We start from the raw sequence: 14,515 nt of genomic DNA, 5'->3' as shown, positions 1-14,515 counted from the left end.
CTCCAGCGAAGCGATACCTATAGAAAAATTATATCGCCCCGCCGGGGCTTATTGAACTAACTATTATAAATCTATAAATATATCGTCCCCTCTGGGACTTTACATTGGTTACAATAACATTATGAAAAAGTTTTTTTTACATCTTACCTTAATCATTTCACTTTTCACCATTTCGGCGAAAGCCCAAAACAAAATCATTGTGAGTGATTTAAAATGCGAAATGCTGACCAATCCCGAAGGAATTGATGTTTTACAGCCAAGATTGAGCTGGAAAATAAAAGCAGATGTAAACGATGTAAAACAAACTGCTTATCAAATTTTAGCCTCTTCGTCTTTAGAAAAACTAAATGCAGGAAATGCAGATTTATGGGACAGCGGAAAGGTAAAAAGCGATGAATCTGTAAATGTGATTTATAATGGAAAAAAATTAAAAGACAGACAAGATGTTTACTGGAAAGTAATTGTTTTTACGAATAAAGGCGAACTAAAATCGGCAGAAACGGCTCATTTCAGTATTGGGATTTTAACCTATGCTGACTGGAAATCAACTCGCTGGATTGGATATGAAAAAACGTCTCCAGGAGATAGTATTTCGCAATATTCCAGATTATCTGCTAGATATTTAAGAAAAGAAATCGACTTAAAAAAGAAGGTCAAAAGTGCCAAAGTTTATATAATTGGAATGGGCTTGTATGAGTTATATATCAACGGAAATAAAATTAGAGATCAGGTTTTAGCTCCCGTTCCAACGGATTATACGAAGAATGTAAAATATAATGTTTTTGATGTGACTTCGCAATTGAAAGAAGGAAAAAATGCATTGGGAACGATTTTAGGAAATGGACGTTTTTTTACCATGCGTCAGGATTACAAACCCTATAAAATCAAAACTTTTGGTTATCCGAAAATGGCTCTGCAGTTATTTGTAGAATATACCGACGGTAGCAAAGACGTTATTCGCACTGACGATACTTGGAAAATAACAACCGACGGTCCAATTTTATCGAACAACGAATATGACGGAGAAGAATACGATGCTCGAAAAGAAATGAAAGGCTGGAATACCGTCAATTTTAATGATAAAAAATGGCTTTCGGCAGAATATGTTCAGGAACCAGGCGGATTCTATGAAGGACAGATGTCAGCGAATATGAAGGTGAAACGTGAAGTAAAACCGATTTCGATCAAAGAGACTTCAAAAGGAACTTATATCTTAGATATGGGGCAAAATATGGTGGGCTGGTTACAATTGAAAGTAAAAGGAAATGCAGGCGAAAAAATCACAATGAAATTTGCAGAATCGCTTCAGCCAAATGGTTCGTTGTATATTGCCAATCTTCGTGATGCCAAAACGACTGATATTTACACGTTAAAAGGCGAAGGCGAAGAAGTCTGGGAACCTCGTTTTGTTTATCACGGTTTCAGATTTGTTGAAATTTCGGGTTTCAAAACAAAACCGACATTAGAAAATTTCATTGGAAAAGTCGTTTATGATGATATTGCTACAACGGGAACTTTTGATTCTTCGAACTCAATAATGAATCAGATTTTTAAGAATGCATGGTGGGGAATCAGTGGGAATTATAAAGGAATGCCAATAGATTGCCCGCAGAGAAATGAGCGTCAGCCTTGGTTGGGAGATAGAACAACAGGAGCTTACGGCGAAAGTTTCTTATTTGATAATCAGACTTTATATGCAAAATGGTTAGACGATATTAAAAATGCACAAACTATTGATGGCGGAATTCCAGATGTGGCGCCTGCGTTTTGGCGTTACTACGGCGATAATGTGACTTGGCCGGGAACTTATATTACAGTTGCCGATATGCTGTATCAGCAGTTTGGCGATAAAAAAGTAGTAGAAAAACAATATCCGTCGATGAAAAAATGGATGGATTATATGGAGGAAAACTATTTGGTTGATGATATTATGACCAAAGACAAATATGGCGATTGGTGTGTTCCGCCAGAATCTCTGGAATTAATTCGTTCTAAAGATCCTTCTCGTTTAACTGACGGCGAATTGATTTCGAGTGCGTTTTATTACCAGCTTTTAAATATCATGAAGAAGTTTGCTGTGATTGCAAATGCTGAAAAAGATATTATACATTATGATGAATTAGCTTCAAGAATCAAAAAAGCATTTAACGCTAAATATTTTAATGCATCAAAAAACAATTACGCTAATAATACTGTAACAGCCAATTTACTGCCTTTAACATTCGGAATGACTCCAGAAGGATTACAGCAAAAAGTTTTTGAAAATTTAGTGCATGAAGTAGAAGTAACTAAAAATGGTCATGTAAGCACAGGTGTTATCGGAACGCAGTTTTTAATGCGAACGCTGACTAATTTCGGTCGTGGCGATTTGGCTTTCAAACTGGCATCAAACAAAACCTATCCAAGTTGGGGTTATATGGTCGAAAACGGCGCAACAACCATTTGGGAACTTTGGAACGGAAACACTGCCGATCCTGCTATGAATTCACAAAACCACGTGATGCTTTTAGGAGATTTATTGATTTGGTATTACGAAAATATGGCTGGAATTAAAAGCAATCCTGAAACTCCGGGTTTCAAGCAAATCATTATGAAACCTGATTTTAACGCAGGATTGACTTATGTAAATGCTTCTTACGAATCGATTTACGGAACGATAAAAAGTGACTGGAAAAAAGATAAAAAAGCTTTGGTTTGGAATATTACTATTCCCGCGAATACTTCTGCAGTTGTATATCTTCCAACAGACAACGTCTCTGCTATTTCGATCAATAAACAAAGGTTAGATAAAACTTCTTATATTCATTCAACAGAGAAAAATCAATTATTAGTTACACTTTCGTCAGGAAATTTTGCTATAAACGTTAAATAATTTACATTTTTAGTAATTCGGGACAGTACAGGATAGATTGTTAATTTTTTAGTGTTATTTTTACACTTAATAAATATTTTAACCTAAAAAAATGTTAGGTATGTATTTATAATCGAAAATTTTAATTCATAATAAAATTGAGAATGAAAATAACAAAATTAGCATTTGTCTTGTTTGGACTTTTCCTTTTAGGAAGTTGTAAGTCGGCTTTAGAGAAAAAGACTTGGAAAGAAGGAATTCTTGTAGATGAATTTATTTATGATAAAGCACCTTATCCGTCTTGCCACGCTGTTACAATTGTTGAAGCGACAAATGGTGATTTAGTTTCATCTTGGTTTGGAGGCACACATGAAAGAAACCCTGACGTTTGTATTTATGTAAGTATTAAACCTAAAGGAAGTGATAAATGGGGCGAGGGAGTTAAAGTAGCTGATGGAGTAATGAAAGAAGGACCGAGATTACCAACTTGGAATCCTGTTTTATATCAAATTCCTGGTGGCGATTTAATGTTATTCTACAAAATAGGCCCAAAACCATCAGAATGGTGGGGCGTAATCAGAACTTCATCTGATGGCGGAAAAACATGGTCTGAAGCACAAAAAATGCCAGACGGTTTTTTAGGACCAATCAAAAACAAACCAGTTTTATTGAGCAACGGAACATTGTTATGTCCGTCAAGTATAGAAGGCGATGGCTGGAGACTTCGTATGGAATCTACTCCAGATTTCGGAAAAACTTGGGTAATGGGCGATACGCTTTCAAGAGGAAAACAAAAAATCAATGCCATTCAGCCAAGTATTTTATTTCATAAAGACGGAAGCATTCAAGCAATTGGAAGAACAAGAAATAGAGCGATTTTCAGCACATTTTCAAAAGATAACGGAAAAACATGGTCGGATGTTGAGTTAATCGGGCTTCCAAATAACAACTCAGGAACAGATGCTGTAACACTAAAAGATGGAAGACATTTGTTGGTTTACAATCACGTTCTTCCTCCGGGAAAGGAAGCAAAAGGACCTAGAACACCATTAAATGTGTCAGTTTCTAAAGATGGAATCAATTGGAATGCTGCATTGGTTTTAGAAGATTCAAAAATTAGTCAATATTCTTACCCTTCGATGATTCAGAGTTCTGATGGAATGGTGCATATTGTTTACACTTGGAGAAGAGAAAAACTGAAATATGTAAAAGTGGATCCAAGTAAATTGATTGCACTTCCAATCAAAAACGGAATCTGGCCGGGCGACGAAGGAAAGGTAGTAACCGCAGTAAAAGCGGAGGAAGAGTAAAATAAAGTTCGCCACGAATTTCACTAATTTTCACAAATTTTTTTAAATACTAATTCGTGAAAATTCGTGGAATTAGTGGTAAAAAATATATAGCATGGTATCAAATAGAAATTTATTTATTGCACTGCTTGTTGTTCTATCAGCAACATTCAACAGCTGTGCAATGGCTCAGACTTCCAATAAAAAGCAAAAATATAAAGTGGCGGTTTGCGACTGGATGATTTTAAAAAGACAAAAATTAGGCGCTTTTGGATTGGCAGCAGAAATAAAAGCGGACGGAATTGAACTGGATATGGGAGGTTTAGGAAACCGTCCCTCTTTTGAGAGCAAACTTGGTGATCCAGTTGAAAGACAAAAGTTCTTAGATAAATCAAAAGAAACTGGTGTTGGAATCAGTTCCATTGCCATGTCTGGATTTTATGCACAGTCATTTGCCACAAGAGAAATCACACCAATGATTACCGATTGTATAAAAGCGATGAAAGATATGAATGTAAAAGTGGCGTATCTTCCATTAGGAACGCAGACCGATTTAGTTAAAAATCCGGAACTGCGTCCAGAAGTAATTAAAAGACTGCAATGGGCAGGAAAAGAAGTTGGAAAAATAGGTGGTGTGATCGCAATTGAGACTTCTTTGAGTGCGACAGAAGAGAAAAAACTTTTAGATGAGGTAGGTTCAAAATATATTAAAAGCTCTTTCAATTTTGCGAATGCTTTAGATAATAAAAGAGATATTTCATCAGAATTGAAAATTTTAGGAAAGAAATATTTAGCGCAGATTCATGCTTCAAACACCGATCAATTTTGGTTAGAAAATGATAAAGCGATTGATATGCCAAAAATAAAAGAGACTTTGGATGAAATGAAATGGAGTGGATGGCTAATTGTAGAGCGTTCTCGTGACGTGACACAAGTGCATAATGTAAAAGCCAATTATGGAGCAAATGTGGCTTATTTAAAGAAAATTTTCCAAAATTAATTTTATAGCCGCAGATTAAAATGATTAATTAGTTTTTTTTTAATCTGTAGCAAAAAAAGATCGAAATAAAATCTTCTTAAATCTGCCTAATCTGCGTGAATAAAATCATCCAGATTTAAGCAGATTATTTTTAAAATGAATACCCAAAAACAGCATACTATGAAATATTTACAATTACTTTTTTTATGTTTTTACGTCTCTTTCACGACAGCGCAAAATATCACTATTGTAAGTGATGCGAGTTCACCGAGAGCAAAATTTGGAGCAGAGAAATTATCAGAAACGCTTTCATCTAAAGGTTTCAAAGTAGCTTTTGCTGATAAATTCAAAAAATCAAAAGATAAAGTAATTGTCATTGGTGAAAAAGGAACTGATTTTTGGAAACAAAATACTAAAAGCGCTAAAATCGACGACAACAAACTGACTAAAAAAGAAGGTTTTCAAATTCGTACTCAAAACAATGTAATTTATATTGAAGGAACAGATGCGAGCGGAGCATTGTATGGAGCATTAGAATTAACAGATAAAATTAAAGCTTCAAGTCAGCTTCCTTCAGAAATTAATGTTGAAGACAGTCCAGAAATGGTTTTGCGTGGAGCTTGTATTGGAATGCAGAAACCTGTTTATCTTCCGGGACGTGATGTTTACGAATATCCATATACACCAGAAACTTTTCCGTGGTTTTATGATAAAGCTTTATGGGTAAAGTATTTGGATATGCTGGTAGAAAACCGCATGAACTCGCTATATTTATGGAACGGACATCCGTTTGCTTCTTTAGTAAAATTAAAGGATTATCCGTTTGCAGTTGAAGTAAGCGATGAGGATTTCAAAAAGAATGAAGAGATATATAAATTCTTAACCGTTGAAGCAAACAAGCGTGGAATCTGGGTAATTCAGATGTTTTATAATATTCTTGTTTCCAAACCTTTTGCAGAGCATTACAACATTAAAACACAGGATCGTTCACGTCCAATTACGCCTTTATTATCAGATTATACAAGAAAATCTATCGCAGCTTTTATCGAAAAATATCCAAACGTAGGATTAATGGTTTGTTTGGGAGAAGCCATCAATACTGTTGATGATGACGTAGAATGGTTTACAAAAACGATTATTCCAGGTGTTCGTGACGGTTTACAAGCATTAGGGAAAACGGAAGAACCGCCAATTATTCTGCGTTCTCACGATACAGATGGGCCTTTGGTAATGGAAAAATCACTTCCGTTATATAAAAATCTATACACAGAAAGTAAATATACAGGAGAATCTTTAACGACTTACACGCCGGGCGGGCCTTGGGGAGAAACACACAAACAATTGAGTGCTCTTAAATCAATTCATATTGAGAATGTTCATATTTTGGCAAACTTAGAACCTTTCAGATATGGTTCGCCAGATTTTATTCAGAAAACGGTAAAAGCAATGCACAGCGTGCACGGAGCTAATGCACTGCATTTATATCCGCAGGCATCGTATTGGGATTGGCCATATTCGGCAGATAAAACAAAATCAGGGGAACGTTTGTTAGAAATGGATCGTGACTGGATTTGGTATAAAGCTTGGGCAAGATACGCTTGGGACAGTAAAAGGGACCGTAATGAAGAAGTTAAATATTGGGATAAAGATTTAGCTGCAAAATTCGGAACAACTCAAGAAGCGGCAAATAATATTCTAAAAGCTTACGAAGAAACAGGAGAAATCGCTCCAAAAACATTAAGACGTTTTGGAATCACAGAGGGAAACCGTCAAACGTTGTTATTAGGAATGTTCGAAAGCCAATTGGTAAATCCATCAAAATGGCGTGTTTATCCGGGATTCCATGAATCTTGCGGGCCTGCAGGTGAATTGCTTTTAGAATATGCTAAAAAAGAATGGAATAAAGAACCGCATTCTGGCGAACTTCCAACGCAGATTATTGCCGAAATTACAGAACACGGAAGATTGGCCGTTGAAGCCATTGATAAAGCCGAAGCAAGCGTAACCAAAGATAAAGAAGAATTTGCGCGTCTTAAAAATGATATGCATGCTTATAAGGCTTTCGCTGATTTCTTCTCAGAAAAAGTAAAAGCAGCCTTGTTGGTTTTAAGATACAGTTATTCAAACGTTATTACCGATTTAGACAAAGCGATGCCTCATTTAGAGAAAAGCATCGAGCACTACGAATTATTGGTAAACTTAACAAAGGATACGTACTATTATGCAAACAGTATGCAGACTGCTCAACGTAGAATTCCAATTGGAGGAGACGACGGAAACAACAAAACTTGGGCTGAATTATTACCACATTATGAGCGTGAATTAGCCAATTTTAAAAGAAATCTAGAAAAGTTAAAAGCTTCTAAAGATGGTAAAATTGAAACCAAAGAAGGAAAACCGTGGAAAACGGCAGAAGTAAGTTTTATCGATGAAAAACCAGGAACTTATTTAGTAAAAAAAGGAACAAAAGTTTACGGAACAGATATTTCTGAGTTAACCAAAGTTGCTCCAGAACTTCAAAATCTAAGAGGATATTCGTTTATAGAAAACGATCAAAATGAAAAAGGAACGCATTTGAAGTTTAGAAACACAAAAGCAGTTAAGTTAGTGGTTGGATATTTCAATTCAGATCAAAAGAGATTTTTGCTGCCGCCAAGTTTAGAAACTGATGCTGCAGGAAATGCTCATGGTCAAGCCGAAGTTATTCTGGCAAGTGCGATGAATTTAAAAGAATTACCTCGTGTAAACATTCATACATATACATTTCAACCAGGCGAGAATAAATTAGATTTAGGAAAAGGAAAAGTATTGATTTTAGGCTTTATCGACGCAGACCAGACTATAACACCACGTGATGTTGGATATATTGATGCAGGAGAAAAAGCAGCGATTGACTGGTTGTTTTATTAAGAATAGTGAAAAAGTTAAACATGATGGTTTTTTAAAACCTGACAGGTTTGCTCGTAAAATATAAACAAAATATTGTCATCTCGAGGAACGAGGGATCTTCGCAAGAAACTCTACATAGTTTGTCATTTCGACGGAGGAGAAATCTCACTAGAAATTCCGTCCATAAATTTTGCCAATCTTTGTCGAGCTCTTGGGAGGATTTCTCCTCCGTCGAAATGACAAAAAAACGAGGTAAGATTCGTAGAACAACTTTAACAACCTTATATCACTTATATGGTTCAATAAAAAAAATATGAATAGATTAGTTTTTTTATTTTTGTTTTTTTTCAAGTATATGCTTTGTTTGGAGTCAAAGCACAAAAGGTTCGGCGAAAGTTCGAAAGGAAGTTTCGCTGAACTCATCTTGGGAGACCATTATTTTGGATAATCCGAAAGACGAGAAATCTTTTGTTGAAAATCCAAAATCAAATCAATGGTTAAATGTAAATGTCCCTCACAACTGGGATCAGTACTATGGTTTTCGAAGAACAAAACATGGGAATTTGCATGGTACAGCTTGGTATAAAAAGACTTTAAAGCTTGATAAAAAAGACATTTCAAAACAGCTTTTTCTATATTTTGAAGGTGTTAGTTCGTACGCAACCGTTTGGGTAAACGGCAAAAAAGTAGGTGAACATAAAGGCGGACGAACTACTTTTACTTTAGACATAACAAAAGCTATTTCTTTTGACAAAGAAAATACTATTTTAGTAAAAGCAGCACATCCTTCTTTTATTGCAGATCTTCCTTGGGTTTGTGGAGGCTGTTCTGGCGAATGGGGATTTTCAGAGGGTTCGCAGCCAATGGGAATTTTCAGGCCTGTTACTTTGGTTGTTACAAACGACGTTAGAATTCAGCCGTTTGGAGTTCATATTTGGAATGATAAATCGGTTTCTAAACAAAAAGCGATTCTTCATACGACTACAGAAATTAAGAATTATGGCACTTCAGATCGAAATGTAACGATTGAAAATGTCCTTTTTGATGCTACAGGAAAGAAAATTGTTGTTACAAAAAGTAATGCCAAAAACGTTTCAGGAGAAACAAAAGAAATAACACAGACACTTCCTGAAATTTTGAATCCAAAATTATGGTCGCCATCTAATCCGTATTTGTATAAATTGGTGACTTCAGTTTATGAAAATGGAAAAATAATCGACCAATTAACAACGCCTTATGGAATCCGTTGGGTGAGCTGGCCTGTTAGTCGTGACGGAAAAGACAATCGCTTTTTTATCAACGATGAACCTTTATTCATCAACGGAACTTGTGAATACGAACATTTAATAGGAAACAGTCATTCGTTTTCAGATGAAATGATTCATTCTAGAATTGAACAAATAAAAGCAGGTGGATTTAATGCGTTTAGAGAAGCACATCAGCCTCATAACTTAAAATATCAGGAGGAATTAGACAAAAACGGAATCTTGTTTTGGAGTCAGTTTTCTGCACATATTTGGTACGATACGCCTGAGTTCAAAGAGAACTTCAAAACCTTATTACGTGAATGGATTAAAGAACGCAGAAACAGCCCATCAGTAGTAATGTGGGGATTGCAGAATGAAAGTACCATTCCGAAAGAATTTGCAGAAGAATGCACACAGATAATCCGGGAAATGGATCCGTTATCAGCTTCACAGCGCATTGTAACCACTTGTAACGGTGGAGAAGGAACAGATTGGAATGTCGTACAAAACTGGTCAGGAACTTATGGCGGAGATCCGTTAAAGTATCATTTGGAAATGACTACTCAGTTATTAAACGGAGAATACGGCGCATGGCGTTCAGCCGATTTACATACGGAAGGTGAATTTGATCAAAAAGGTACTTTGAGCGAAAACAGATTCTCTCAGCTAATGGAAATCAAAGTCCGTGAAGCCGAATCGGTAAAAGATAAAATTGCAGGACAATTCAACTGGCTTTTTGCTTCACATGAAAATCCGGGACGTGTTCAAAACGGAGAAGGATTTAGAGATATTGACAAAGTTGGTCCGGTAAATTACAAAGGACTTTTTACAATTTGGGGAGAACCTTTGGATGCTTTCTATATGTATCGAGCTAATTACGTTTCGAATAAAACCAATCCGATGGTTTATATCGTTTCGCATACTTGGCCAAGCCGTTGGGAAAAACCTGGTATCAAAAACGGAATCGATATTTATTCGAATTGTGAAGAAGTAGAATTGTTTAACGATGTTAATAAATCTTCTTTAGGGAAACTAAAAAATCCTGGAATCGGACAGCATTTTCAGTTTAATAATGTCAATGTTCAATACAATGTTTTGTATGCGGTGGGGTATGTAAACGGAAAAGCAGTTGCGAAAGATTATATTGTTTTAAATAACTTGTCCAAAGCACCGAATTTTGATGTTTTAACAACTGATAAAGCCGATATTACAAAAGCGAAAAGCGGTTATAATTATATTTACAGAGTAAATTGCGGCGGTTCTGAATTAACAGATTCATCAGGAAATACTTGGCTTTCTGATACGCACAAAAATGGACAAAATACTTGGGGATCATTATCTTGGACAGATAATTTTGAAAAACTTCCTGATTTTTTTGCAAGTCAAAGAACAACTTTTGATCCAATAAACGGAACAAAGGATTCAGCATTATTTCAAAGTTTTAGATATGGTGTTGATAAACTGAGTTATGAATTTCCTGCACCAGACGGAGAATATTTGGTAGAACTTTATTTTACAGAACCTTGGTATGGTACTGGCGGAGGTTTAGACTGCAAAGGATGGCGATTGTTTGATGTTTCTATTAACAACAATGTTGTTTTAAAAGATTTTGATATTTGGGCTGAAGCAGGGCATGACAATGCATTAAAGAAAACTTTTGTTGCAAAAAGTATAAACGGGAAAATCGTGATTTCGTTTCCTACTGCAAAAGCTTCGCAGGCAATTATTTCTGCGATTGCGATTGCGACAAAAAATAAAAATGTAAAACCAGCAGATGAATCACCTAGAAGTATTCAGAATGTAAGTTTAGATTCTAAAGATTTTAAAATTGCTTCTTGGTTAGATATTAATTCGAAGCAATTCACAAACTCAGAAGTGATTTTTACTGAATTGCCTTCGGAAGTTTTTGGAGCAGATTATTTACAGTTTTCAAGCAATTCAAAAGTTTTAGGTTCATTTACAGCAAAAGAAGAATCGACGGTTTATGTTCTAATTGACAGTAAAATCACTAAAACATTAAATTGGCTTTCTGATTATAAGAAAATAGAAGAAAAAGCGAAAAACAGCAACGGGGTTTTATTTGATGTTTTTACTAAAAAAGTAAAAAAAGGTGAGAAAGTTATTTTTGATAATGCTGAAACAATATCTTCAATTGCTGTTGTTCCAACTTATGATATGGGTGAGAAAGACGATTCAAGACCAGTTGTAATTATTGAAGCTGAGAAAACAAAAACAACGGGAGACGGAATCGAAAAAGGAAATTTCAAAAAAGCTGATTATATCGAGTTCACAAAAAAGACAAACAACAGTATTGAGTTTGAAGTTAAACCAGGCGTTGCAGGAATTTATTTAATGCGTTTTCGTTTTATGAATAAAAATGAGACACCATTAAAAGTCAAATTCAAAATGGAAGATGCGTACGGAATTTTGATGCGAAATGATACGATTGAGTTTTTTCCTTCACCAGAAAAATGGAAGATTTTGAATACAACTTCTGGAGGTTATATTAATGCAGGAACCTATAAAATAACGTTGGAGGGAGATGATTTGAAGGGATTAATGTTGGATAATTTTGAGTTTCAATAAGTTTTTTTGAGGTTCAAAGTTACAGAGAAGCAAAGGGACAAAGGTTTTTCTCCGTACTGCGAAAGTATTTTTGTCAGGCTGAGCGAAGTCGAAGCCCGCGCAAAGTTGATACGAAGTCTGATTTGTCATTTCTCCCTTCGATCGAAATGACAAAAAGATGTAAAAATTAGATTAGAATAAAAAAACATATTTATGATTAAACATAAAAGCATATTTCAAAAAATTACAATTGCGTTATTGTTTTCAGTATCCATTTTTGCACAAAAACAAGCAAGAATTGTAGAAGATTTTAATAAAAACTGGAACTTCAAATTAGGCGATCATCCAGAAGCGACAAATGCTAATTTTAATTCTTCTGATTGGAGAACACTTCAATTACCGCATGATTGGAGTATTGAAGGGACTTTCGATAAAAACAGTAAAACAAAGCAAGCACAGGGATTTTTACCAGCTGGAAAAGGCTGGTATCGTAAAGTTTTTACTGTTTCTGCGAATTGGAAAAACAAAACAGTTTCAGTTGAATTTGACGGTGTTTTTAAAAACAGCGAAGTTTTCATAAATGGAAAGTCTTTAGGAATACGTCCGAACGGATATATTTCTTTTGGTTATGATTTGACCCAATATTTGAACTTTGGAAAAGAGAATGTAATTGCTGTAAAAGTTGATAATGATGCGCAGCCAAATTCTAGATGGTATACAGGTTCTGGAATTTATAGAAATGTGAGATTGGTTGCCAGCGAAAAACTGCATGTAGGGAAGTGGGGAACTTATGTAACAACTCCAGAAGTTTCAGCAGAAAAATCAAAAATACATCTAGAAGTTACTATTGACAATGATAATGCTTCTGCAAAAGAATTTAAATTGGTTACTTCAATTGTAAATGCAGAGAATAAAGAAGTTGCTAATTTTACTTCAACAGAAAAAATTGGCGCTAAAACATCTGAAAAAAAGGTTCATAATTTGGTTTTAAAGCAGCCAAAATTGTGGAGTACAGAGAATCCGTATTTGTATAAAGTTATTACTAAAGTTTATGAGAAATCTAAACTTGTCGACAATTACGAAACGCCGTTAGGTTTCCGTTATTTTAATTTTGATTCAGAGAAAGGATTTTCATTAAATGGTGTTCCAACTAAAATTTACGGAGTTTGTCTGCATCATGATAATGGCGCTTTGGGTGCGGTAGAAAATATTCATGCGGTTAGAAGAAAACTGACTTTAATGAAAGAAATGGGAGCCAATGCTATTAGAATGTCTCATAACCCGCATTCTTTGGAAATGATGCAATTGTGCGACGAAATGGGATTCATTGTTCAAGACGAAGCTTTTGATGTTTGGAAAAAGAAAAAAGTAACCAATGATTATCACAAAGATTGGGATGCTTGGCACAAACAAGATTTGGAAGATTTTATCAAAAGGGATCGTAATTATCCATCGGTTATGATGTGGAGTATTGGTAACGAAATTAGAGAGCAATTTGATTCAACTGGAATTGCAATTACGAGAGAATTGTCTAAAATCGTAAAATCATTAGATACAACTCGTCCAGTAACTTCTGCTTTGACTGAAAATGTAATTGAGAAGAATTTTATTTACCAATCTGGAGCTTTAGATCTTTTAGGATTCAATTATAAACACGAAGATTACAAAGATTTTCCAACACGTTTTAAAGGACAAAAAATATTGGCATCTGAAAGTGTTTCGGCTTTAGAAACACGCGGACATTATGATTTTCCAGATGGAATTAAAGCATGGCCGACAAAACACGGTGCGCCGTTTGACGGAAATGCTGATTGGACGGTTTCGGCTTACGATCAGGTAAAATCGTATTGGGGAGCGACGCACGAAGAAAATTGGAAAACGATCAAGAAACAAGATTTCATGGCGGGAACTTTTATTTGGACTGGATTTGATTATATCGGAGAACCTGATCCATATCCGTTTCCTGCAAGAAGTTCGTATTTCGGAATTGTTGATTTGGCTGGACTTCCAAAAGATGTGTATTATATGTACCAAAGTGAATGGTCGACAAAACCTGTTTTGCACATTTTTCCGCATTGGAATTGGAAAAAAGATCAGGAAGTTGAAGTTTGGGCGTATTACAATAATGCTGATGAAGTGGAATTATTCTTAAACGGAAAATCTCTTGGAAAGCAATCAAAACAAAATGATGATTTGCATATTTCATGGAAAGTGAAGTTCGAACCAGGAACTTTAAAGGCAATTTCAAGAAAGAACGGAAAAGTAGTTTTAGAAAAAGAAATTCACACAGCGGGAGATGCTTCTAAAATTGATTTAAAAGCAGACAAAACAATAATCAAAAATGACACTTACGATTTGGTTTATGTAACCGTTTCTACAGTTGATGCAGCTGGAAATTTATTACCAAACGCAACAGATTTAATTAATTTTGAAGTGACTGGCGGTGGAAAATTGGTTGGAGTCGATAATGGTTATCAGGCCAATTTAGATTCTTTTAAAGCTAATTCCTGCAAGTTATTCAGCGGAAAATGTATTGCTATAATTCAGTCGAATGGTAAGAAAGAAAATATTCAGTTGAAGGCTGCTACAGGCAGTTTACCAGTTTCTGTTATTGAAGTAAAGGTACAGTAAACGCTCTCTCGCAAAGTTAGTGAACCATATAAGTTATGTAGGTTGTTTTAAGTTTTGGCTTAAT

At 35.2% G+C, this 14,515-nt stretch carries 6 protein-coding genes; all 6 read left to right on the top strand.

The annotated features are described in order from the left end of the window. Positions 1-121: 121 nt before the first annotated feature. The 6 genes from BOW57_RS06960 (at position 122) to BOW57_RS06935 (ending at position 14,451) form a co-directional block, all read left to right on the top strand. Positions 122-2,872, top strand: coding sequence for a glycoside hydrolase family 78 protein (locus tag BOW57_RS06960; RefSeq protein ID WP_129053525.1), 2,751 nt, complete (start codon positions 122-124; stop codon positions 2,870-2,872). Positions 2,873-3,015: 143 nt separating this feature from the next. Next, positions 3,016-4,161 (top strand): exo-alpha-sialidase, encoded by a 1,146-nt coding sequence (locus tag BOW57_RS06955; protein WP_129053524.1) that lies wholly within the window; start codon positions 3,016-3,018, stop codon positions 4,159-4,161. Positions 4,162-4,255: 94 nt separating this feature from the next. Further along, positions 4,256-5,140: a sugar phosphate isomerase/epimerase gene (locus tag BOW57_RS06950; RefSeq protein ID WP_129053523.1), complete on the top strand. Its 885-nt coding sequence runs from the start codon at positions 4,256-4,258 to the stop codon at positions 5,138-5,140. 159 nt (positions 5,141-5,299) lie between these two features. Further along, positions 5,300-8,029, top strand: coding sequence for a glycoside hydrolase family 20 zincin-like fold domain-containing protein (locus tag BOW57_RS06945; RefSeq protein ID WP_129053522.1), 2,730 nt, complete (start codon positions 5,300-5,302; stop codon positions 8,027-8,029). A 332-nt stretch (positions 8,030-8,361) separates the two neighbouring features. After that, positions 8,362-11,841, top strand: a complete 3,480-nt coding sequence (locus tag BOW57_RS06940) for a malectin domain-containing carbohydrate-binding protein (RefSeq protein WP_129053521.1) — start codon at positions 8,362-8,364, stop codon at positions 11,839-11,841. A 192-nt stretch (positions 11,842-12,033) separates the two neighbouring features. Further along, the gene (locus BOW57_RS06935; protein ID WP_129053520.1) at positions 12,034-14,451 is read left to right on the top strand and encodes a sugar-binding domain-containing protein; all 2,418 of its coding nucleotides are present in this window, start codon (positions 12,034-12,036) and stop codon (positions 14,449-14,451) included. Positions 14,452-14,515 lie beyond the last annotated feature (64 nt).

It is taken from the genome of Flavobacterium sp. YO64 (assembly GCF_004119505.1).
In the GTDB taxonomy this organism is placed as follows: domain Bacteria; phylum Bacteroidota; class Bacteroidia; order Flavobacteriales; family Flavobacteriaceae; genus Flavobacterium; species Flavobacterium oncorhynchi.
Note: the sequence above shows the minus strand (reverse complement) of the source record. Positions and strands in the feature narration are given on the sequence as shown.